Here is a 22,787-nt window from a genome sequence, read left to right on the forward strand (position 1 = left end):
GGCCCGCGGCCCTACTTAGCGAGCCAACCGACCGGTCGGCAAGTACGGGTGCTCGTCCGCCGTGCAGGTCCGGCTGTCATCTTGCCAGAACGACGGTTTCGGCGGCGCCGACCTTGGGCCGCAGAGTCATGGTGAGCGACAACGTCGCGGCGCCGTCGAGGCGCCTGAGGTCGCGGGATCAGAAGATGGTCTCCGCCCGGACCCAAGCGACGAGCGTGCGCGAGGTGTCGAGGAAGCGGCCTTCGTCGGCGCGGATTTCGCGGGCGGCGCTTCGGCCCGCCGGGGTCAGGAGGCGGCGCTCCAGATCCTCACGCGACTCGAACTGCACGAGGGCCAGCCCGTCCCAGCGCTCCGCATCGGCCGCATGCAGCTGGACGTAGCGCCGAATGCCGAGGTCGGCCGCCAGCCGGCGGACGAGGGGACCATGGACGTCCTGCCAGTGCGTGCGGAATGCGTCCGGATCCAGGTCGGCCCGCCGCACCAGCGTCAGTGTCATCACGGCTGAGGACGCGTCGATCATTCGGGGACGCTGGCGGCGCTCAGCGGCCGGCCGGCCGGGTCCGTGTAGCGGAACACCTCGTCGTCCAGGTCCACCGTCGGCAGGATGTCCTTCTCCCACATGTAGTCCTGGCTGTGGGCCCACTCCCGGGCGGCGCCGCTGCGGGGGAGAAGGTGCAGTCCCCGCATCAGGTAGCCCGGGTTGAAGACTTCGGCGTCGATCCATGGCCGGAGCGGCATATCCCGCTCGCCTGGGCGCAGGGCCACGTCCACGCGGCCGGCGCCGATGGCGGCCATGTGATTGAGCAGGCGGCAGACGAAGTCGCAGACGAGGTCCACCCGCAGGGTCCAGCTCGCGGCGCGGAAGTAGCCGAAGATCCAGGCCATGTTCGGCACGCCGGTGAACATCATTCCGCGCCAGGTGATCGTCCGCGCGAAGTCGAGCGGCTCGCCGTCGATCGCGAAGGCGATGTCGCCCAGGACCGAGATCTCGAAGCCCGTGGCCGTGACGATGATGTCGGCGTCGAGGGTGTTGCCGGAGGCCAGGCGCAGGCCCGTCTCCGTGAAGGCGTCGATCTCGTCGGTGACGACCGAGGCGAGCCCATCCCTCAGCGCCTGGAAGAGGTCTCCGTCCGGCGCCACGGCGATCCGTTGCTGCCAGGGGCGATACTTGGGCGAAAAGTGCTCGTCCACGACCTCCTGGGGAAGGTAGGCGGCAATCGCGTTGAGGAGGTCGGCGCGGGCCCTTTCGGGCGTCTCCACGGCCCGCCGCAGGAAGCGATGCTGATCGAGCACGATCTTCTTGCGGACGATGTCGTGGACGGTCGCCTCGTCCACGTCGAGTTCCCGCAGCGTTTCGGCCAGCGGGTGCTTGTTCTGGCCGGGTGCGAAGTAGGTGGGCGAACGCTGCAGCATCGTCACGTGTGCGCAACGGCCGGCGAGGGCGGGCACCAGGGTCGCGGCCGTGGCGCCCGAGCCGATCACCACGATGCGCCGGCCGTCGGTCTCGATGTCGTCCGGCCACGTCTGGGGATGAACGATCGTCCCCTGGAACGTGTCCATGCCGGGCCATTGCGGCGTGTAGCCCCGGGCGTGGCGATAGTAGCCCTGGCACATCCAGAGGAACCGGCAAGTGTACAGCTCAGGCGTTCCGTCCGGGCCGGCCGTCACGGACAACCGCCACAGCTGGGCGGCGCTGTCCCAGTCGGCGGCGATCACGCGGCGCTGGTAGCGGATGTGGCGGCCGAGGTCGTTCTCCGAGATCGCCTCGCCAAGGTAGTCCAGGATCTGCTGTCGGCTGGCGATCGGATCGCCGCGCCAGGGCTTGAAGCGGAAGCCGAAGGTGAAGAGGTCGCTGTCGGAGCGGACCCCGGGATACCGGTGCCAGAGCCACGTGCCGCCGAAGCTCTCGAGCGCCTCGAGAACCAGGAAGCTGCGATCCGGGCATTGCTGGGTCAGCTCATAGGCGGCGCCGATGCCGGAGATGCCGGCGCCGATCACCAGCACGTCCACATGCTCGGTTCGGGCAGCCGGGGCGGCGTCGGGGGAGGGGGAGGCGGCGTCTGGCGTCATGCGACGGTTTTCGGCGCACGCGCCCGTACGCGGGAGGGGCCCAGCGGACGCAGGCAGCGGACATTTCCGGTCAATCCAGCCGCCGCACCTCCCGCGGGCGGCCCGTCAGCCCATACGTGATGCCGGCGTAATCCGCCTTGGCCTTGGCGCCGGGGAGCGGATGGACGCGCAGCAGGCCGTTGGCGAGGTAGCCGCCATCGACGGCCAGCGCTTCCCCCGTGATGAAGGCGGCCTCGTCGCTTGCCAGGAAGGCGACCGCGTCGGCCACGTGTTCGGGCTCGCCCCGGTCCGGCCACGGCTGGATCTGGCGCACGACGGCTTCGGCGGCGTCCTCGCGGCCGTTGTGCATGAGCGGCGTGAAGATCACGCCCGGGCAGACCGCGTTCACCCGGATGCGGTGTTCGGCCAGCTCGTTGGCGGCGTTGCGGGTAAAGCTGATCACCGCCGCCTTGGCGGCGGAGTAGGGCGTCGGCAGCACGCCCCCGGCCACGCCCGCGATGGAGGCCGTGTTCACGATCACGCCGCCGCCGGTCCCGATCATTCGCCGGGCCGCATGCTTCACGCCCAGGAAGACACCCCGCGTCAGGACTGCGAAGGTGGCGTCCCAGTGGGCGACGTCGGTCTCCACGATCGGTCCGATCGCCCCGCCGATCCCGGCGTTGTTGAAGACCACGTCCAGCCGGCCGGTCAGCGCCTGACCCGCCTCCATCAGCGCCTCGACGTCGACCTCCTCCGCCACGTCGACACGCCGCCAGGTCACCCGTCCACGGAAGCCCTCCGATTCCAGCCGGGCGACGGCCGCCTCGGCCGCCTCGGTGTTGTAGTCTCCGATCAGGACGTGCGCCCCCTCGGCCAGCAGGCGGCGCGCGGTCGCCAGGCCGATGCCGCTGGCCCCGCCGGTGACGACGGCGCTGCGATCGGCGAAGCGGTCCCGTGGCGTGGTCGTGTGGGCGTTGGGGGACGACATGGGCGGACCTCTCGTGTCTCGAAGCGCCCAGGCTCACATCCTGCGCCTGCGCGCGCCAGGGGCGCGCCCGGTCACGCGCACCGGTCATTTTCCGTCATGGCCCCTCAGGCGCGGCCGTCCGAGATCGACCAGCCGCCATCGACCGGCATCGCGACGCCCGTGACGAAGGCGGCCTCGTCGCTCAGCAGCCACGCGACGGCGGCGGCCTGCTCGTCGACCGTGCCGAAGCGGTTCATGAGCGTCCTCTGCGTGATGCGTCGGGTGGCGGCCTCATAGCCGGCCTGTCCCAGCTCGGCGCGCATCTGTTCGAAGATGGGGGTCTCCACCGGGCCCGGGCACAAGGCGTTCACCCGGATGTTGTCGCCAGCGTAGTCCATCGCGGCGTGCTGGGTCAGGCTGATGATCGCCGCCTTCGTCATGCCGTAGAGCGCGTGGTTGCGGTTCGGCCGCAGGCCCGCCATCGACGCCACGTTCAGGATCGCGCCGCCGCCCCGGGCCGCCATCAGGGGGTGCGCCTTCGCGGTCGCGTACCAGACCGGCCGCAGGTTCACCGCCACCATGCGATCGAACTCGTCCGTTTCCAGGGTCTCGAAGCGCCGCATCGGGCCACCGATCCCCGCGTTGTTCAGCAGGCCGTCCAGCCCGCCATACGCCGCCTTCGCCGTATCGAGCGCAGCCTGCACGACCGCCAGGTCCGAGACGTCGCCGGCCCGGGTCTCGCAGCGGCGGCCGAGCGCGGCCACGGCCTTCGCCAGGTCCTCGAGTCCCGCCGCATCCAGGTCGATCGCCACGAGGTCGGCGCCTTCCGCCGCCAGCCGCAGGGCTGCGCCGCGCCCGATCCCGCTGGCGGCCCCGGTGATCAGCACCGCCTTGCCGGCGAACCGGCCCCCGGCCTCCATCCTGTCCATGTGCATCCTTCCGCGGCGGCGCGACTTGTCACGCCTGGCGTCGCTGTGTACGGTGTACACATTGCGATCGCAACGGCTTTCGAAGGCGGGAGGTCAAATGTCGGCGCAGGACGCCCAGGCGCTTACCCACGCGGATCCTGTGCCGGGCATGACGGTGCGGGATATCCGGCTCCTGCTGTCGGCCGACACCGACGCGGGATCCGACGCCTTTCTCGCGACGCATCTGGGACCGCGGCCCGGCGACGACGTGATCGCTGCGGACGCGTGCTGGCGTCTTTTCTCCGAGCATGCGGCGCGCGTGGGCGACGAGACGCATCGGGTCTTCGCCGCGCCGCTTCGCCCTGGGGGCACAGCGCTGCTCGTCTCCCGGATGCTGCTCGCGGGCACACTGGGCGAGGCCCTGCGCGCGTGCGCCGATGCGTTGCCGATCATGATTCCCGACCTCAGCCTCACGGTCGCCGCGTCGCGTCGGGGCGTCTGCGTGCGCTGGCGCTGCGCCGGCCCGCCAAGCGCGGCGCGGCAGGTTTCGCTCGAAGCCACCGCCGTCGCCTACCATGCGATCTTCAGCTGGCTCGCCGGCGCGCCCATCCAGGCCCGACGGGTTCGGGCGCCCGGAGGCCGGGCTTCGAGCGGCTCGCCGCTGCTGCGCCTGCTGCGCGCGCCGGTGGCCCACGCGGGCGACGATCTGGAGATCGTCCTCCCGGCCGACATCCTCGCCGCGCCGGTGGCTCCGCGGCCGGTCGAGGCCTGGTACGAGGGCGCCTACCGGATGATCTGCGAGGCGCTGCTCCAGACCGGGCGGTCCGAGGGCTTCGCCGACCTTGCGCGCTCGGCGGTGCTGAAGGGCGCCGACCAGCAGGCGCTGGCCGATCGCTGGGGCGTCTCCACCAAGACGGTGGCGCGGCGGCTCGAGCAGGAGGGCGCATCCTTCCGCCGGATCCGCGATGCGGTGCGGCGCGAGAAGTCGGCCTCGCTCATCCATGCCGGCCTCACGCTGGAGGAGATCGGCGATCTCCTGGGGTACGAAGACCCGCGCAGCTTCCGTCGCGCGTTCCGCCGGTGGTTCGGCGTCAGTCCGTCGGCCTACCGCGCGCGCCCGGCCGCCGCCTGATCCTGTCCGAAAGTGTCCGCTCGCTGTCGGGGCGTGCAGCCCTGGCGGGCGGACGCGGCCGGATCGAACCTCTCCCCAACATCACCAGAGGACCCCCCGCGCGACGTCACGGAGGGGCTCGAGAGGGGGAGACGATGAACCTGACACCACCACGGCGGACGATCGGCGGCTGGCGAGGCGCTCTCGCTGCGGGTGTGGCCCTCGCGCCGCTGGCCGCCCTGCCGGCGCAAGCCCAGACGGCGGAAGAGCCGGTGGCCCTGACCGAGATCGTCGTGACGGCGCAGAAGCGCGCCGAGACGGCCAACACGGTGCCGATGTCGATCACCGCGGTTTCGGGCGAGCAGTTGGCGGCCGCGGGCGTGACGCAGCCGCGCGATCTCGTGAAGATCGCGCCGTCCTTCAACTACACCGACAGCTACGTGGCCTCGCCGATCTACACGCTGCGCGGGGTCGGGTTCAGCGACGTGAGCCTGGGTGGGCGCTCCACCGTCAGCATCTACCAGGACGAGGCGCCGATCCCGTTCGCCATCGAAACCCGGGGCGTGAACCTCGATCTGGAGCGGATCGAGGTCCTGAAGGGGCCGCAGGGGACGCTGTTCGGGCAGAATGCGACGGGCGGGGCCATCAACTACATCGCCGCCAAGCCCACCCGCCAGTTCGAGGCCGGGGCCGACGTCGGATATGGCCGGTTCGATGCGACGGAGCTGGGCGGATTCGTCAGCGGGCCGCTGACCGAGACCCTCTCGGCGCGCCTCGCCGTGCAGAGCTCGCGGATGGACCCCTGGCAGACGAGCTACACGACCGGCGAGCGAAACGGCCGGGTCGATCTCGTCAACGCTCGCCTGATCGTGGCCTGGACGCCGGCCGAGGCGACCAAGGTCCTGCTGACGGTCGGCGGCTGGCGCGACCGCTCGGACGTGCAGGCTGGCCAACTGATCGGCTACAACCCCGCGATCCCCGCCGCGGCGCCCCTGGTGCCTGGCCTGTTGACCTATCCGCTGGCTCCGCCCCGCGCCCGCGCGGCCGACTTCACGCCGGGCCTGGACTATGCGCGCAGCAACCGCTTCTTTCAGTCCAACCTGCGCATCGACCAGGAACTGCCGCTCGGCCTCACGCTGACGTCGCTGACCAGCTACAGCCGCTTCCGCGAGCGGCAACTGCAGGACACGGACGGCACGACGCTGGCCAACCTCGACCTGCTCACGCGCGGCCACATCCAGTCGGTCTCGCAGGAGCTGCGCGTGGGCGGGCCGGCGGGCGAGCGCGTGACCTTCGTGGCAGGCGTGAACCTGGCGCGCGACACGGTCCTGGAAGACGGCCTCCTCACCAATCCGCAGAGCACGGTCGCCTTCACGTTCGTCCCGTTCGGACTGCCGCTGTTCACCAGCTTCCGCGACATCAACAATCAGCACTCGAGTAGCTGGGCCGCCTTCGTGAGCGGCGACGTGGCCCTGGCGGAGGGTCTCAAGGCCTACGGCGGCCTGCGCTACACGCGTACGCTGATCCGCTACGACGGCTGCAGCGCCGACGCGGGCGACGGCGTCACGGCGCTGGACTTCGGCGCGTTGCTGAACGTGTTCCGGGCGGGCGCCGGGTTGCCGCCGAACCCGCCGATTCCGCGCGGCGGCTGCTACACGGCCGACGCGCAGTTCCGGCCCGGTCTGGTCCGCGACAAGCTGGACGAGGACAACGTCGCCTGGCGCGCGGGACTGGAGTGGACCCCGGCCGAGCGGACGCTGCTCTACGCCAACGTCTCAAAGGGCTACAAGGCCGGCAGCTTCCCGAGCCTCGGCGCCACGCTGGCGACCCAGCTGGGACCGGCGAAGCAGGAGTCCATCCTGGCCTACGAGGCCGGCTTCAAGGTGACGCTGCAGCAGCGGACGCTGCAGCTGAACGGGGCCGTGTTCCACTACGCCTACGACGACAAGCAGGTGCTGGGGAAGGTGCTGGACCCGGTGTTCGGCCCGCTGCTCAAGCTGGTGAACGTGCCGAAGTCGCGCCTGACGGGCGCCGAGCTCGAGGTGGCCTGGGCGCCGGTCCGAGGCCTGCGCGTGACCGGCGGGGGCTCATGGATCGACAGCGAGATCCGGGGGCCGTTCCTCAACTTCGACCCGGCGGGCGCCCTTCGCGACTTCGGCGGCGAGTCGTTCCCGAACACGCCCAAGTGGCACCTCGTCGGAGACATCGACTACCGCTGGAACCTGAACGACGCGCTCCAGGGCTTCGTCGGCGCCAGCGCGACCCACCAGAGCGCGACCAACAGCCAGCTGGGCGAGCTGCCGATCCTGCGCGTGCGCGCCCACACGCTTGTGGACCTGCGGGCCGGCGTCGGGGCCGAGGACGGCGCCTGGAGGCTCACCGCCTGGGGCCGCAACGTCGGCGACGTCTACTACTGGACCTCGGCGAACAGGAACCTCGACACCACGGTGCGGTTCGCCGGCATGCCGGCCACCTACGGCGTCACGCTCAGCCTGAGGACCCGCTGATGTCCCGAGTCGAGATCCAGGGGCGCTGCGATCCGGCCTTCCAGGCGGTGGCCGACGCCTTCAGGCGAACGTTCGACCTTCCCGGAGAACTGGGCGGTTCCGTGAGCGTCGTGCGCGACGGCCGGGCGGTCGTGGACCTGTGGGCCGGCCACGCCGACGCTGGGCGCGCGCGTCCCTGGGCCGAGGACACGCTGGTGAACGTGTGGTCGACCACCAAGGGCGTCATGGCGCTCTGCATCGCCCGGCTCAACGACCAGGGGCTGCTGCGCAACGACCGGCCGGTCGCCGAGTACTGGCCCGAGTTCGCGGCTCACGGCAAAGGCGACGTGACCGTGGCCCAGCTCTTCTCCCACCAGGCCGGCGTGTGCGGTCCGGGCAGGCCGGTCAGCGAAGCCGAGCTGCTGGACACGGACGTCATGGCCGATCTGCTGGCGGCCGAGCCTCCGCACTGGCCGCCGGGCAGCCGGTCTGGCTACCACGCCCTCTCGATCGGACCGCTGGCGGACGGCCTCGTCCGCCGGGTCGCCGGCAAGACGGTCGGCGCGTACTTCCGCGACGAGATCGGCGGCCCCTCCGACGTGGACTTCCACATGGGCCTGCACCCCGACGACAGCGCCCGTGTCGCCGAAATCGCCCACGACGGCAGGCCGCAGTCCGGCGGCGTCGAGACGTTCAACGCCTACCAGCGCCTCGCGCAGGTCAACATCCCGGTCGAGGCGCATCTTGCCAACCTGCCGGCCTGGCGCGCCCAGGGGACGCCCTCGGCGGCCGGCCAGGGGAACGCTCGCAGCATCGCCCGGCTGTACGGCGCGCTCGCCACGGACCGCACGCTGGCGGGGCGCGAGCTGGTCAGCGCCGGGGCGCTTGGGGCCGCGACGACCCCGCAGATCGAGAACGAGGACCTGGTCCTGCGCTTTCCGATCCGCTGGGGCGTGGGCTTTGCGCTGAACCCCATGGGCGCCTACGGCCCGAACGCCGGAGCCTTCGGGCACCATGGATGGGGCGGCTCGTTCGGCTTCGCCGATCCGGCGGCGCGCCTCGGGGTCGGCTACGCCATGAACTTCATGCGCGAACCGGACGGCGCCCCGGATCCGCGGATGAGCAGCCTGGTGGAAGCGGTCTACGCCTGCGCCTGATCCGCGGCGGCGAAACGCGCCGCCAGGCCGGCGATGATCGTTTCGAGACCGAACTCGAACTGCGTGTCGTCGAGCGGTCGGGCGAGCACCGCCGCGGCCTCTTCGCGGGTGGTCGCGGAGAGCCCGTCCACCTGCGCCAGGAAGCCTGAGATCTTGCGCATCCGGGCGACCGCTGGGCCCGGCGGCGTCACGCCCCTCCGCCGCAGCGCCTGCGCCTCGAGCAGGGCGAAGCCGGTCGTGTAGCTTGAGAGGGTCCAGTAGACCTGGGGCAGGAAAGGCGCCGGCACGCCCCCCGCCTGCAGCCGTTCGATGATGGCGGCGTTGACGCGCAGCGAGGTCTCGGAGCGCCTGAACTCGCGCCCGGCCACGTCGGCCAGCTCCGGGTGCCGCAGAAGGCTGGCGCGGACCCGGCGGCTGAGGTCTCGCGCTTCCTCGGGCCAGGGCCTCTGCGGGCCGGTCGGCGCATAGTCCGAGACGACCGCGTCCATGATCGCCTCGAGCAGCTCAGCCTTGCTGGCGAAGTGGCGGTAGACCGCCATGGTCGTCGCGCCTAGGGCCGCGCCGAGGTCGCGCATGCCAAGCGCGGCCAGCCCCCGCTCGTCGATCAGGGCGATCGCGACCTCCAGGATCCGGCCGCGCGACAGTTCGGGCCGCGGGCGTCGCCGGGGCGAGTCTGGAGGGACGGTGACGGGGGTGGACGGCATGCAGGCCCGGAGGGTGCGCCGCATCGACGGGTGCGGCAAGCCGATCACCCGCCGAGCCCCATCCAGGGCCTATCCTGGCGCCGCGCCTGCCTCGCAGTGTGCGGCGGAAGGGACCTCCCGGCACACCGCGGACTTAGGTCCAATGCAGGGTTCTGATCTTCCTGGGCGAGTTGCCGTAGGTCATCTTCATGAACCGCGAGAAGTGGAACGGGTCCTTGAAGCCGCTCTGGAGGGCGACTTCCGACATCCTGAGGTTCGAGAACTTCAGGAGATACAGCGCCTTCTCGGCCCGCCGCTCCCACAGGTACTTTATGGGCGTACACCCCATGTGCAGGACGAAGAGCTTCGACAGGTGCTGCGGACTGAGCGCCGCGACCGCCGAGATCGTCTTCATGGAGCAGTCGACCTGGTCGAACGCGCTGTCGATGTAGTCGCGCGCCTTGATGACGACGGCCGGAATCCTGTGGTTCTCCTCGGCGGAGACCGCGTTCCGGAAGTACTCGTTGCAGACGCTCTGGCCCAGGGTGTTCAGAAGGTACTGGTCGGTCTTGGCCCGCGAGTCACAGATCTTCAGGCCGATGTTGAGCAGGCTCTCGAGCAGGCTGGACGCCGGCATCGTCTTGGGGATGGCGGAGAGGTACTCGACGCTTCCCTTCCGCAGGTTGAAGTCCTTGTCGGGGTCCAGGTTGCCGCCGCACCAGATGTAGGCGTTCCCGTCCTTGCCCAGGTATCGCAGGGTGTGCTCGCGGGCGGCGAAGACCAGGCCGGCCTCGCCCGGGTGGACGATGTAGGATTGGCCGTCGATCTCCATGGCGATCTCGCCGCGCTGCACCAGGATGACGCCGAGGTGCAGCTTCTTGATGGGCCCGAAGCTTCGGCCGCGCTCGTCGGACGCCGTCCCGAACTCGAAGTGACGGTGGTTCATAAAGACGTCCATCCCACCTCCTCCTCGGCCGAGCCGCCGCCGCCGGCGCGCGGCGCGGCTGGCCAGGCGCATGCGCCGCGCACTCCGGCACATTCTCTGCGGATTGAAAAACATATCTCAAATGAAGATGTGCGGGTTGTGCGTTTGAAACGATTTTCGGGCGCTGATAGCTCGTCGGACGAGCACATCGAACGACGGGTCTTGTCCCAGAGCCGCCCGGGCGGTTCGCTTCGATCGCTCGCGCGGCGTCTCCTTTGGCGGCGCCTTTTCGGTTCCCCCGAGCGGGGCTCCGGCCCGTTGGAGGCGCGGCATGGCCAGTGTTTCGGGACTTCAGGGAGTCCGCGGCGCCTTCGTCCACGCGCCCCTGCTGGGCGAGGTCGACTTCCATCCCGATGCGCTCATCGCCTTCGATGAGACGGGCCAGATCAGGCACGTGGACGATGCCCGCGCCGAGGACTCGATCCAGCTCGCCTCACGTCTGGCCGAGGCCGGGTCGCTCCTCACGCTCGACGAAGGCCAGGTCCTGCTGCCCGGGCTGATCGACCTGCACGTCCATGCCCCGCAGTTTCCGCAGATGGGGACCTGCCTCGACCTGCCGCTCGAAGACTGGCTGATGAAGTACACCTTCCCGCTCGAGGCGAGGTATTCCGACATCGCCTTCGCGCAGCATGTCTACGATCTTCTGGTGCGCGAGCTCCTCGCCCAGGGGACGACGACGGCCGTTTACTTCGCCACCATTCACCAGGACGCGAGCCTCGCGCTGGCCCGGCGGTGCATGGAACTCGGCCAGCGCGCCTTTGTCGGCAAGCTGTCGATGGACAACCCGGAGACCTGTCCGGACTTCTATCGCGAGGCCGGCGCATCGGCCGGGATCGCCTCGGCGAGGGCGTTCATTCACGCCGTGGGCGAACTCACCGCCGCCAGCAACGGGCTGGTCAAGCCGGTGATCACGCCCCGTTTCCTGCCCAGCTGCACCGACGACCTCCTCTCCGGTTTGGGCGAGCTGACGGGCGTCCATGGCTGTCACGTCCAGACGCACTGCTCGGAAAGCGATTGGGAGCACGGCTACGGCCTGCAGCGGTTCGGCGCCACCGACACGCTCACGCTCGAGCGGTTCGGTCTGCTCACCGACAGGACGATCCTGGCCCACTGCAACTTCATCGACGACGAGGATATCGGCCGGATCCGGAGCGTGGGCGCGGGCGTCGCCCATTGCCCCCTGTCGAACATCTACTTCTCCCACGCGGTGTTTGCGTCCCGGCGCGCCCTGGAAGCCGGTGTCGACGTGGGCCTGGGGAGCGACATCGCGGGCGGCTCCAGCCCCTCGCTCATCGAGAACATGCGAATGGCCATCCATGTCTCGCGCCTCCTGGAAGACGGCGTGGACCATCGCCTCGCCAAGGCCGAGCGGGGTCGCGAAGGCGCCCGCATCTCATCGCGGGAGGCATTCTGGATGGCGACGACCGCCGGCGGGCGGGCGCTGAGCGAGCCGATCGGCCTGTTCCGCGAGGGGTATCGGTTCGACGCCATCCTGATGGACGCGCGCCGACCCGTGTTCCCCGGGATGCCCGCCGGCGAACGCGGCCAGGGCATCGAGCTGATCGACCGGCTGGTCTATGCGAGCCACGCGCAAAACATCCGGAAGGTCTGGGTCGACGGCCGCATCGTCGTGGACAAGGGGCTCGCGGCCACGGCTCGATAGAAGGCGACGTCACCGGCGCGACGCTTGCCGCGGTCACCCCTCACGGCCGCCCCGTCGCCGGACGGCCCGCCGCCCGCGGAAATTCATTTCAGGCATGTCTTCCACCGCCACGGCCATGTCCGGCCCGGTTGAGCGATGTAATCCTTCAAGAGTTGAATCCGGGAAGCCTTCGATGGGGCGGCCGATGGCTTGGGGCTTTGACCGGAATTCTTGCGAAATCGGGGTCAACGGCCATGTCCAAAGGAACAGCAAGGCGCACACTGCTTAAGGCCGCAAGTCGGCTCGCCCTCGTGGGGGCGCTGGCGTCGCTCTCGACGCCCGCGGCGGCGCAGAGCGGCGGGGCGAGCAACGAGGTCGGCATCGCCGAGATCGTCGTGACGGCGATGAAGCGTGAACAGAACCTCCAGCAGGTGCCGATCTCGGTCGGCGTGATCGGACAGGAAAGCCTGGACACGATCGTCTCCGCCGGCGGCGACCTTGTGGCTCTGGCCGGGCGGGTGCCCAGCCTTTACGTCGAGACGTCGTCCGGCCGTATCGCGCCACGCATCTACATCCGCGGCTTCGGCAACGTCGCCTTCGACCCTATCGCGTCACAGCCGGTGTCGATGGTGCTCGACGAGGTCGTCCTCGAGCAGAGCCGCCTCAAGTCGTTCCCGACGTTCGACATCGACCGCGTCGAGGTGCTTCGAGGCCCGCAGGGCACCCTCTTCGGGCGCAATACGCCAGCCGGCGTCGTCAAGTTCGACAGCAAGAAGCCCAGCAGCACTTTCGGTGCATCCCTGGACGTCGACTATGGGCGGTTCAATCAGCGCCGTGTCGAGGCGGCGGTCAGCGGCAACCTAGTTCCCGATGTGCTGAACGCGCGGGTTGCGTTGCTTTACAACGGCATGGACGACTGGATCGACAACATCGCCGTCGGCTTCCAGGAAGAGAACTATACCGGCGGCTTCGAGGAGATCGCGGCGCGGGTGCAACTTGAGTTCGAGCCCAATGCGTCCTTCTCCAACCTCGTGAAGTTCGAGTACCACGACCAGTGGCGCGGTACGGCGCCCGTCTTCCGCGCCGGCGTGATCGAGGTGGGGCGAGGCTTCGTCGGGGTCGACTTCGACAAGGTCGCGCTGGACTCCCCGCAGGAGTCCGAGCTCAGCCAGTGGGGCCTTACCAACAAGTTGCGCGCGTCGCTGACCGACGACCTGCAACTGGATTCGGTCACCGGCTACCGCGAACTCACGAAGGTCCGCAGCTTCGGCGACAACGACGGCGGTTCTCTGTCAGGGCCCATCTTCCCCGGCACAGTCCCGGCGCTTCGCAGGTTCGGACCGAATTACGCGTCCGAGGCCGGCAACGCCTACACGGGCCACCACCAGTTCTCTCAGGAACTGCGTCTGAGCGGTTCGATCGGCGAACGGGCCGACTTCATACTCGGCGGCCTCTACTTCGAGGACTCCGTCGCCTTCGACCAGTTCCAGCTGAACTCGTTTGCGCTGCCCCTCGCGCGGCCGCCGAAGACCACGGATCAGAAGCAGGCGACGAAGGAATGGGCGATCTTCAGTTCGGTCAATTTCGACGTGACGGAAGACCTGGAACTCACCGTCGGCCTCCGGCACTCGTGGGGCGATAAGGACTACCGGGTGCGCTACACCGCCGCCGCGCCGGTGGCCGTCCGGAGCCAGACCTTCACGACGGACCTGTCGGACTCGCAGCTCACGGGCGACGTCAGCCTCCGCTATCGGGTGAATTCGGACGTCAACGTGTACGCCAGGATCGCCAAGGGCTACCGCGGCCCCAGCGTCCTCGCCCGCAACTCGCGGATCTCGGTCGGCGCGGAGGAGACGGCCTGGTCGTACGAGGCCGGCGTCAAGTCGAGCCTGTTCGACAACAGGCTGCGCGCGAACCTGACCGCGTACTACTACACGGTGGACGACCAGCAGCTGTCCCTCGTGGGCGGCGCGGACAACGTCATCGGCATCGTCAACGCCGACGAGACGGAAGGCTACGGCTTCGAAGGCGACTTCGAGTTCGTGCCGAACGACAACTGGACCATCACGGCCGGGCTGAGCTGGAATCCGACCAAGATCAAGGACCCGACGCTGGGCATCGCGCCCTGCGGCGGGGCCTGCACCAAGCTCGATCCCATCAACCCGGCGATCCCGTCCCAGGTGCTCATCGACGGCAACCCCAACTCCAACGCGCCGCGTTGGATCGCCAACTGGAGTGTCCGCTACGGCGTGCCGGTCGGCGACGGCGAGCTGTATGTGCTCACGGACTGGTTCTACAGAAGCAAGATCAATCCGTTCCTGTACGAATCCAGGGAGTTCATCCTGAAGTCGCGGATGGAAGGAGGTATCCGGGTCGGATACCGGCCGACCCATAAGAAGTGGGAGGTTTCCGCCTTCGGCCGGAACATCACGAACGAGAAGGCCGTCGTGGCCATCCTCGACTTCTTCGATCGCAACTCCCAGAGCTTCAGCGCGACCGTGAACGATCCGCCGATGTGGGGGGTTTCCGCGACTTTCAGGTACTGAGCCCTTGAAACCGATCGACAGACGATCGGCGGCCCGGTCCCTGCTCGCAGGCGGTCTGGCCGCCGTCCTCGGAGGGGGCGGGCCGGCGCTCGCGGGCGGCAGGAGTCGCGAGACCGGCCCCCCGCGGCCGAACTTCGTCGTCATACTGACCGACGACCAGGGCTATGCGGACGTCGGCGCTTACGGGGCCAAGCGTTTCCGGACTCCGAACATCGATCGGATGGCGCGCGAGGGCGTCCGGTTCACCAGCTTCTACGCCCAGCCGGTCTGCGGGCCGTCCCGGGCTGCCCTGCTGACCGGCTCGTACCCGATCAAGGTGGCCGAGCCCGGCAACGAGAAGCACCCCAACACCATCCTTCACGCCCGGGAGGTCACCCTGGCGGAGGTCCTGAAGACGGCCGGCTATCGCACGGCCGCCTTCGGCAAGTGGCACATGGCGGGCGACGGCGACGCGCCGTGGGACTTCGCGCCGCCCCCGGCGCCTGCGGGGGTTCCCGGCGGCAAGGGGCCGTTCAAGCCCGAACTGATGCCGAACAGCCAGGGTTTCGATCACTTCTTCGGGCTGCCGATGTACCACGGCTACACCCTCGACCCCGACAACACCCGCTTCATCCCGGAGCTGATGCGGAACCGGGAGGTGGTCGAAAGCCCGGCCGAGGTCGCGACCATGACCCGTCGGTTCACCGAGGAGGCTCTCCGCTTCATCCGGGACAATCGCAGCCAGCCCTTCTTCGTCTACCTCGCCCAGCCGATGCCCCATGTGCCGCTCGACGCCTCGCCGGCGTTCAAGGGGCGCAGCGGCGCCGGGCCGTATGGGGACGCCGTCGAGGAGCTGGACTCGAACGTCGGCAAGCTGCTGGACGAGCTTCGCGACCTCGGTCTCGATCGGAACACCGTCGTCGTCTTCCTCTCCGACAATGGCCCGGAACTGAAGTACGACCCTGCGTATCGCGGCGAAGCTCAGCCGTTGAGAGGCGGAAAGTACTCGACCTGGGAAGGCGGTCTCCGCGTTCCGGCCATCGTCCGGTGGCCGCAGGGCGCGCTGCAGGGCGAGGTCGTCGACGCCATGGCGACGACCATGGACCTTCTGCCGACGTTCGCGGCCCTGGCCGGCGCGAAACTTCCGGACGGGCGCGTCATCGACGGGAAGAACCTGGCCGAGACCCTGCGCTGCGGCCGCGCCGCGCCGGCGGCCCGGGACTACTTCTTCTACTACAGCCTCACGCAGCTCGAAGCCGTTCGCGACCGTCGCTGGAAGCTGGTCCTGCCGCGAAAGGGGCCCTCGCCGTACATCTCGTGGTTGGGGAACTACGTCGAGGCCGTCGATGAGGTGCAGCTCTTCGATCTGCTGGCCGATCCGGGGGAAACGACGAACCTCGCGGCGCGGCATCCGCAGGTCGTCGCCCGCCTGACCCGGCAGATCGCCGACGCCAGGGACCGGTACGGCGACGTCGACCGGGTCGGATACGAAGCGCGCTTCTACGACCCGGGTCCAAGGCGCCCGACCACGCTCTTTCCGCAGGCGCGGCCGCCGGCCGCAACTCAGCAGGGGGGCCGATGATGGATCGCGTCATCCTCGCCGTGGCGACCATGGACACCAAGGGCGAAGAGATAGCCTTCGTAGCCCGGCTCCTGAAGGACAGGGGCTGCGCGGTGCGCATGGTCGACGTCGGCACCGCGGGGCCCCCGATGGGGATCCCCGACGTGAGCCGTGACGTCGTCGCGGCACGGCATCCCGACGGCGCCGCCGGGGTGCTGGGGCATACAGACCGTGGCCGTGCGGTCGAGGCGATGGGGGAGGCTCTCGCCGGCTACCTGGTCGACCAGGTCGGGTCCGCCCAGGTGCGGGGCGTGATCGGCATCGGCGGCTCGGGCGGAACGTCGCTGATCTCGCGGGGCATGCGTGCGCTGCCGATCGGCGTTCCCAAGCTGCTGGTGTCGACCGTGGCGAGCGGCAACACGCTGCCGTACGTCGACTGCACCGACATCATGATGATGAACGCGGTGGTGGACGTGGCCGGCCTCAACACCGTGTCCCGCATGATCCTGAGCAACGCGGCGAATGCGATCGCCGGCGCCGTGCTCGGCCACGATGCGGCCACGTCCCAGGGCAAGGCCGTCGGCCTGACGATGTTCGGCGTCACCACGCCGTGCGTGGACGCGGTCCGGCGCGCCTTCGAGGCGCAGGGCGACGAGTGCCTGGTGTTTCATGCCACGGGCACCGGCGGCCGGGCGATGGAGAGCCTGATCGCCAACGGTCAGATCGACCGTGTGATCGACCTGACCACGACGGAGATCGCCGACGAGGTGGTCGGCGGCGTCTTCCCCGGGGGGCCGCAGAGGCTCGATGCGATCACCCGCGCCGGGGTGCCCTGCATCCTGAGCCTCGGCGCTCTGGACATGGTCAACTTCGGGGCGGCGGCGACGGTGCCGGAACGGTTCAGGCATCGGACGCTCTTCGTCCACAATCCCGAAGTCACGCTGATGCGGACCGACGCGCAGGAATGCGCGCAGATCGGCCGGTGGATGGCCCGCAAGCTCAACGCGACGCGGGCGCCGCTGGTCCTCGTGATCCCGGAGGGCGGCCTGTCCCTTCTCGACCGGGCCGGCGGGCCGTTCGAGGATCGCGAGGCGAACGAGGCGTTGTTCACGACGCTCGAGCGGGAGGTGGCGCAATCCGACGCGCGTCGGATCGTCCGTCTCCCCCACAACATCAACGATCCCGAGTTCGCGGCCGAGATCGTCACCCTGGCTCAGGGGGTGTTCCAGAAGACCGGCGCGGCCGGCTGACTTGGGGGGAAGATGACCCGGGAAGAGATACTCGCCCGCCTCCGGGCCAAGGTCGACAGGGGCGAGATCATCGTCGGCGGCGGCGCGGGAACGGGCCTCTCGGCCAAGTCGCAAGAGGCCGGCGGCATCGACATGATCGTCATCTACAACTCGGGCCGCTACCGGATGGCGGGTCGTGGGTCGCTGGCCGGTCTCCTGGCCTACGGCAATGCGAACCAGATCGTCCGCGAGATGGCCGACGAAGTCCTGACCGTCGTCAGGCGCGTCCCCGTGCTGGCCGGGGTGAACGGCACCGACCCGTTCATCAATCGACGGCGTTTCCTCCGGGAACTCCAGGACATGGGCTTCGCGGGAATCCAGAACTTCCCGACCGTGGGGCTTATCGACGGCGTCTTCCGGGAGAACCTCGAAGAGACCGGCATGGGGTTCGGCCACGAGGTCGAGTGCATCGCCGAGGCGCGGGACCTGGGGCTGCTGACGACGCCCTATGTCTTCGACGTCGATCAGGCGCGCGACATGATCGCGGCGGGCGCCGACATCCTCGTGGCCCACATGGGCCTGACCACAAGCGGGTCGATCGGCGCCCGTACGGCAAAGTCGCTGATCCAGTGCTGCGAAGAGATCCAGACCATCGTCGACATCGCGCGGCAGTCGAATCCCGATGTGCTCGTCCTGTGTCACGGAGGGCCGATCGCCGAGCCTGAAGACGCCAGGTTCGTGCTGGAGCGGGTTCAGGGCCTGCACGGGTTCTACGGCGCCAGCTCCATGGAGCGCCTTCCGACCGAGCGGGCCCTGAGGCAGCAGGTCGAGCAGTTCTGTTCAATTGAGGTCCGGAGTCGCCATGCTTCAGAATAAGGCCATCCTCGTCACGGGCGCCGGCGGCGGCATCGGCCGCGGCATCGGCGAGGCCTGTGCGGCCAAGGGCGCCTCTGTGGTCGTCACCGATCTGAACGAGGCGGCCGCCGCGGAAAGCGCCGCGATCATCCGGTCGGCCTATCCCGGCTGCAAGGTCGTCGGCATGCGGATGGATGTCACCGACCCGGCCGAGGTGCGCGATGTCGTCGCCTCGGCCATCGCGACGTTCGGTCGGCTCGACGGGCTGGTGAACAACGCGGCCGTCCTCGTCGACAAGGGCCTGCTCCTCGACTCCACGCCCGAGCGCCGGGCCCTTGAGATCGCCGTGAACGTCGAGGGCCTGATCATCTGCAGCCAGGAGTTCGTCCGGCGCGCGGTCGACAGGGGCGGCGGCGGCGCCATCGTCAACATCGCCTCCGTGGGTGGGCGGCGCGCCCATGTGCTGATGGCCAACTACAGCGCCAGCAAGGCGGCCGTTATGAACCTCACCGAAAGCCAGTCGGCCGAGTGGGCGCAGTATTCGATCAACGTGAACGCCCTTTGTCCGGGCGGCGTGCAGACCGCCATGCTCCATGGCGCGGCGGAAGCGAAGACGATGTTCTCGCGATCGAAGAAGGATGCTCAGGCAGTCCGGGAATCCTGGATCGCCCCGCAGCTGGGCCGATCCGTGAAGTCCGTCGAGGTCGGCTATGTCGCGGCCTTCCTGCTCTCGGACGAGGCGATCCTGATCCGTGGCCAGTCGATAAGCGTGACGGCCGGCCTCGAGCACGAGGTTCTGGCTGACTACCTGGACTAGCTCATCAAGACAAAGGGATGGAGGCGGCCGATGTGTGCGGTGTGCGAAGGGAAGGGAAAGTTCCTCAAGGCGGACGACATCGTCCGCGAGTATCCCGACTGGGGCGTTCTCGGCTGGGCCTCCCGACCGCAGGCGACCGGCAGCGAATGCCTGGTGGTGATCGAGGTGACGCTCGCGCCCGGCCAGGGCCACGACTTCCACAAGCACCCCGCCCAGGAGGAAATCCTCTACATGATCGAAGGCGAGGTGGAGCAGTGGCTGGAGGATCGGAAAGCGGTCATCAGGAAAGGTGACGTCGCTTTCGTCCCGAAGAACACGGTCCATGCGTCGTTCAACGACTCCGACAGCGAGGTGAAGATCCTTGCCATCCTCGGGCCTGCGGTCGGAGAGGCGGGATACGAGTTCGTCGACGTGAGCGCCGAAGCGCCCTGGAACGGCCTCCGTGGCGCGTGAGGCCTGCCCGAACGGGAACCTGACGGCGCGACCCCGGGGTCCTGTGGCATGACGGAAACGGCCCCCGGCGGGCCGGGCGATGCGCGTCCCGACCCCCGGCCGATCCGGGCCGGCCGGATCGCGGCCTGGCTGGTGTGGATCGTCGGGACGGCGTTCGTCGTCTTCAAGTTCTTCAACCAGTCCAGCTACGCGATCCTGAGCTTTGGCGTCGCGCGGACCTTTGAGCTGTCCCTGGAACAGGTGGGGTGGCTCGGCTCGGTCTACACGCTGGCCTACGCCGTGGTGACGTTCTTTTGCGGCAGCCTCTTCGATCGCTACGGCGGGCGACGCGTGCTGGCGGTCGGCGTCGCTTTCATCATCGCCGGCGCGACCATCTTCTCCACGGCCCAGACCTGGCCCGCCTTGCTCGCCGGGCAGGCGCTGATGGGCGTCGGCGGCTCGTTCGGGTTTCCCGGGCTGGCCTATCTGGTCCGCGAGAACTTCGGCGCCCTGCGCTTCGGGATCGTCTTCGGCGTGGCGCAGACGGTGGCCGCCTTCTCCGGCGCGATGCTGCAGCAGTTGGCAGGCCTGCTGATCCACACCCACAGCTGGCGCGAGTTCCTGCTCATGCAGGCCGCCGTCGGCGTTCCGATCCTGCTCGCGGTGGTCTTCCTCGTCCGGCCGACCGAGGCGTCGGCGCGGCTGCGTGAAGCGCGCGGCACGACGGGTCTGGCGGCCTCGGTCGTACGCAGTGTTCGGGGCGCGCTGAAATCCCGGATCGTCCTCGAAGCGGCGCTGGTCAGCGGGGTCACGTTCGCGGCGATCTCGGGCCTGGGCATCGTCTGGGGGATGCGCCTGCTGGAGGCGCGGGGCTTCGAGCCCACGGCCGCCAACAGCATCAGCGCCATGATCTGGATGGGCATCGGCGGCGGCGCGCCGGCGGTCGCGCTCCTGGCGAAGGCAATCAAGAGCCACATGCGCGCCTCGCTTGCGTTTTCGCTCGGCGCACTGATCTCGGTCGTGGCCATCGCCGGCTGGGATCAGGGCGGCATGACCCAGTACATGGTCCTGTTCTTCCTCTACGGCTTCTTCGGCGGCGGCGCTTCGATGAGCGGCTACACGATGGCGGCGGAGGCGGCGGACAGCGCCGTCGTCGGATCCGCCTTCTCGGTCATCACCTTCGCGGGCTTCGCGATCAGCGGTCTCATGCTGCCGATCCCCGGCTACCTGCTGGACCGCGGCGTGGTGGCGGGGATCGAAGCGGCGATCTGGGTCTATCCGGCCGCCCTGGCGCTGATGATCGTCCCGATGGTCGCGTTGAGACGGGGGGCCGATGCGCGTTGAGGCCGCGTGGGGCGGCTTACCGGAGGAGCGTTGATCATGGGCGTGTCCGCTGGGCTGAAGTCGGCATTGCTCGCCTCGCTGGGCGCATCGGCGATCCTGTTCCACGGCGCGCCGGCCCTGGCGGGGACGGTCGGCGAAGCCCAGGCTGCCGCGAGCGCGTCAAAGCCTCCCACGCGCAGCCGTCCGAACATCATCTTCATCGCCATCGACGACCTGAACGACTGGGTCTCGCCCCTGGGTGCGAATCCGCAGTCGCAGACGCCCAACATCGCCCGACTGGCGGCCAGCGGGACCCTGTTCGTCAACGCACACACCCAGGCGCCGATCTGCGGCCCCTCGCGCGCCAGTCTCCTCACGGGGATGCGGCCGTCGACGACGGGGTTCTACGGGCAGAAGCCCGCCCTGCGCGCAGCGCCGAGCACCCGATCGGCGACCTCGATCTTCCAGCACTTCGCGAAGAACGGCTACCACACCTTGGGCGCCGGGAAGGTCTTCCACTACCTGAGCACCGAGGCGCAGAAGGCCGAGTTCGAGACTGTCGGGCCGAACCTCGACATCGTCCCGCGGCCGAAGAAGATCGTCAGGAGCGAGGGCCTCTCGTCCTACTCGGAGATCGACTGGGGTGTCGACGACGCCGCGGGCAGCGCCGCCAGCGATCAGGCCATCGCCGCCTGGGCGGCCGAGCAGATCAGGTCGTTCTCCACGAAGGCTGAGGGCCGGCCGTTCTTCATGGCGCTCGGATTCTATCTCCCGCACATCCCGATCTATGCGCCCCAGCGATACTTCGACCAAGTTCCGGACGAGGCGAACGTCCAGCTGCCGTCCGCGCGCGACGACGATCTCGACGACGTGCCGGCCATCGCGCGGCAGCTGCACCAGTGGAAGCCGAACCTGCCGGGGCTGTCGCCGGTGGAGCCCGACCTCGCGTGGCTGAAGCGGCACGACCAGTGGCGGTCGCTGGTGCGGGCCTATCTCGCGGGCGTCCGCGTTTCGGATGAGCAGGTGGGCGTCGTGCTGACGGCCCTGCAGCAGAGCCGCCTGGCCGAGAACACCATCGTCGTTCTGTGGTCGGATCACGGTTGGCACCTGGGCGAGAAGGGCCTGGTCGGGAAGTCCACGCTCTGGGAGCGCTCGACGCGCGTTCCGATCATCTTCGCCGGCCCCGGCGTCGCGGCGGGCGGCGTGGTGCGCAGCCCGGCCGAACTGCTTGACCTCTACCCGACCCTCGCCGATCTGGCCGGGCTCGACCGTCCGCCGGCCCTGGAGGGGCTATCGCTGCGGCCACAATTGCGGAATGCCGACGCCCCGCGCCGGCAGCCGGCGATCACCAGCTATCACTACGGCAACTTCGCTGTCCGCGACGCGCGCTGGCGCTACATCCGGTATGTCGACGGCAGCGAGGAGCTCTACGACCATCGCGTCGATCCGGACGAGGTGCGCAACCTGGCCTGCGAGCGCCGGTTTTCCTCGGTGAAGACGCGCCTCGCGGCGTTCCTGCCGGCGCAGCCGGCCTCGCCGGTCCCCGGCTCCGACGATCCCACTGTCATGCGCCGCGGTGATGAGTTCTCGTTCGCGGGCAAGCCCGCAGTCTGGAGCCCGAGGCGATGCCCGGCCTGACGGACGGACCTCGGCCGCGCCGCCTTGTCGCAGGCGCCTGACGAGGCGCTCGCGCTAGCCCGACCTTGCGAAGATCAGCGACCAAGCGGCCGTCGTCGGCGCCGGGCCTGTCAATCCCAATGCCGCCCCATTCCGAGTAACGGGCCCTGTCTGCAGGGCCGGCGGAACCGCCTAGATGATCGGATGGAGTTCGACGAACGCGGGTTCGAATCCGCCTCCGTTCACGGTGAGCATCTCGCGGCGGCGCGCGCCGCCCTGGATCTGTCGCTGCAGCAGTTCGCCCAGCTCTGCGGTACGTCGCCGCTGAGGGTGAAGCGCTGGGAAGAGACCCGCGGGCCGATCCACGCGACGGTCACGGAGACGAACAACATCGTGCACACGCTCTCGAAGGCAGGGATCGAACTGACCTCGGAGGCGGG

General features: G+C 69.3%; 19 protein-coding genes. 13 read left to right on the forward strand and 6 right to left on the reverse strand.

The window, feature by feature from the left end:
* Positions 1-178: 178 nt before the first annotated feature.
* The 4 genes from JNK30_RS13600 to JNK30_RS13615 all read right to left on the reverse strand — a co-directional run bounded on the left by JNK30_RS13600 (position 179) and on the right by JNK30_RS13615 (position 3,945).
* On the reverse strand, positions 179-520 hold the full coding sequence (locus tag JNK30_RS13600; protein ID WP_293482924.1) for an EthD domain-containing protein: 342 nt from the start codon (positions 518-520) through the stop codon (positions 179-181).
* On the reverse strand, positions 517-2,070 hold the full coding sequence (locus tag JNK30_RS13605) for an NAD(P)/FAD-dependent oxidoreductase (RefSeq protein WP_293482925.1): 1,554 nt from the start codon (positions 2,068-2,070) through the stop codon (positions 517-519). The genes JNK30_RS13600 and JNK30_RS13605 overlap by 4 nt, the downstream gene beginning before the upstream one ends.
* Positions 2,071-2,140: 70 nt before the next feature.
* Positions 2,141-3,037: an SDR family NAD(P)-dependent oxidoreductase gene (locus tag JNK30_RS13610; protein ID WP_293482926.1), complete on the reverse strand. Its 897-nt coding sequence runs from the start codon at positions 3,035-3,037 to the stop codon at positions 2,141-2,143.
* Positions 3,038-3,141: 104 nt separating this feature from the next.
* Complete coding sequence (locus tag JNK30_RS13615) at positions 3,142-3,945, reverse strand: SDR family NAD(P)-dependent oxidoreductase (RefSeq protein ID WP_293482928.1); 804 nt, start codon at positions 3,943-3,945, stop codon at positions 3,142-3,144.
* A 97-nt stretch (positions 3,946-4,042) separates the two neighbouring features.
* Here JNK30_RS13615 and JNK30_RS13620 point away from each other — a divergent pair, with 97 nt between their 5' ends.
* From JNK30_RS13620 to JNK30_RS13630, 3 genes are all read left to right on the forward strand, one after another.
* Entirely contained in the window at positions 4,043-5,056 is a 1,014-nt protein-coding gene (locus JNK30_RS13620; protein WP_293482930.1) for an AraC family transcriptional regulator, read from the forward strand.
* A gap of 134 nt (positions 5,057-5,190) precedes the next feature.
* A complete protein-coding gene (locus JNK30_RS13625) occupies positions 5,191-7,542 on the forward strand; it encodes a TonB-dependent receptor (RefSeq protein WP_293482932.1) in 2,352 nt (783 codons plus the stop codon).
* Complete coding sequence (locus tag JNK30_RS13630) at positions 7,542-8,678, forward strand: serine hydrolase domain-containing protein (RefSeq protein ID WP_293482934.1); 1,137 nt, start codon at positions 7,542-7,544, stop codon at positions 8,676-8,678. Before JNK30_RS13625 ends, JNK30_RS13630 begins: the two co-directional genes overlap by 1 nt.
* On the opposite strand, the gene JNK30_RS13635 is transcribed toward JNK30_RS13630, so the two are convergent.
* Both JNK30_RS13635 and JNK30_RS13640 read right to left on the reverse strand, forming a co-directional pair.
* Positions 8,663-9,406: a TetR/AcrR family transcriptional regulator gene (locus JNK30_RS13635; protein ID WP_293482936.1), complete on the reverse strand. Its 744-nt coding sequence runs from the start codon at positions 9,404-9,406 to the stop codon at positions 8,663-8,665. The two genes, JNK30_RS13630 and JNK30_RS13635, sit on opposite strands and share 16 nt — an antisense overlap.
* A 109-nt stretch (positions 9,407-9,515) precedes the next feature.
* Complete coding sequence (locus JNK30_RS13640; protein WP_293482938.1) at positions 9,516-10,319, reverse strand: helix-turn-helix transcriptional regulator; 804 nt, start codon at positions 10,317-10,319, stop codon at positions 9,516-9,518.
* Positions 10,320-10,617: 298 nt separating this feature from the next.
* Between JNK30_RS13640 and guaD the strand changes: the two genes are divergently transcribed.
* The 10 genes from guaD to JNK30_RS13690 all read left to right on the forward strand — a co-directional run.
* A complete protein-coding gene (guaD, locus tag JNK30_RS13645; protein ID WP_293482940.1) occupies positions 10,618-12,009 on the forward strand; it encodes a guanine deaminase in 1,392 nt (463 codons plus the stop codon).
* A gap of 233 nt (positions 12,010-12,242) precedes the next feature.
* Positions 12,243-14,534, forward strand: coding sequence for a TonB-dependent receptor (locus tag JNK30_RS13650; protein WP_293482942.1), 2,292 nt, complete (start codon positions 12,243-12,245; stop codon positions 14,532-14,534).
* 4 nt (positions 14,535-14,538) lie between these two features.
* Positions 14,539-16,095: a sulfatase gene (locus JNK30_RS13655; RefSeq protein ID WP_293482944.1), complete on the forward strand. Its 1,557-nt coding sequence runs from the start codon at positions 14,539-14,541 to the stop codon at positions 16,093-16,095.
* Complete coding sequence (locus tag JNK30_RS13660; RefSeq protein WP_293482946.1) at positions 16,092-17,324, forward strand: Tm-1-like ATP-binding domain-containing protein; 1,233 nt, start codon at positions 16,092-16,094, stop codon at positions 17,322-17,324. The genes JNK30_RS13655 and JNK30_RS13660 overlap by 4 nt, the downstream gene beginning before the upstream one ends.
* Positions 17,325-17,336: 12 nt before the next feature.
* Positions 17,337-18,179: a phosphoenolpyruvate hydrolase family protein gene (locus tag JNK30_RS13665; protein ID WP_293482948.1), complete on the forward strand. Its 843-nt coding sequence runs from the start codon at positions 17,337-17,339 to the stop codon at positions 18,177-18,179.
* On the forward strand, positions 18,166-18,975 hold the full coding sequence (locus JNK30_RS13670; protein WP_293482950.1) for an SDR family oxidoreductase: 810 nt from the start codon (positions 18,166-18,168) through the stop codon (positions 18,973-18,975). Before JNK30_RS13665 ends, JNK30_RS13670 begins: the two co-directional genes overlap by 14 nt.
* A gap of 30 nt (positions 18,976-19,005) precedes the next feature.
* A complete protein-coding gene (locus JNK30_RS13675) occupies positions 19,006-19,428 on the forward strand; it encodes a cupin domain-containing protein (RefSeq protein WP_293482952.1) in 423 nt (140 codons plus the stop codon).
* Positions 19,429-19,476: 48 nt separating this feature from the next.
* Positions 19,477-20,751 (forward strand): MFS transporter, encoded by a 1,275-nt coding sequence (locus JNK30_RS13680; protein WP_293482953.1) that lies wholly within the window; start codon positions 19,477-19,479, stop codon positions 20,749-20,751.
* A 36-nt stretch (positions 20,752-20,787) separates the two neighbouring features.
* Complete coding sequence (locus JNK30_RS13685) at positions 20,788-22,368, forward strand: sulfatase (RefSeq protein ID WP_293482954.1); 1,581 nt, start codon at positions 20,788-20,790, stop codon at positions 22,366-22,368.
* A 183-nt stretch (positions 22,369-22,551) separates the two neighbouring features.
* Positions 22,552-22,787, forward strand: a 236-nt coding sequence (locus tag JNK30_RS13690) for a hypothetical protein (RefSeq protein ID WP_293482955.1), incomplete at its 3' end; no start/stop codon positions are given.

It is taken from the genome of Phenylobacterium sp. (assembly GCF_016793225.1).
Lineage (GTDB): Bacteria > Pseudomonadota > Alphaproteobacteria > Caulobacterales > Caulobacteraceae > Phenylobacterium.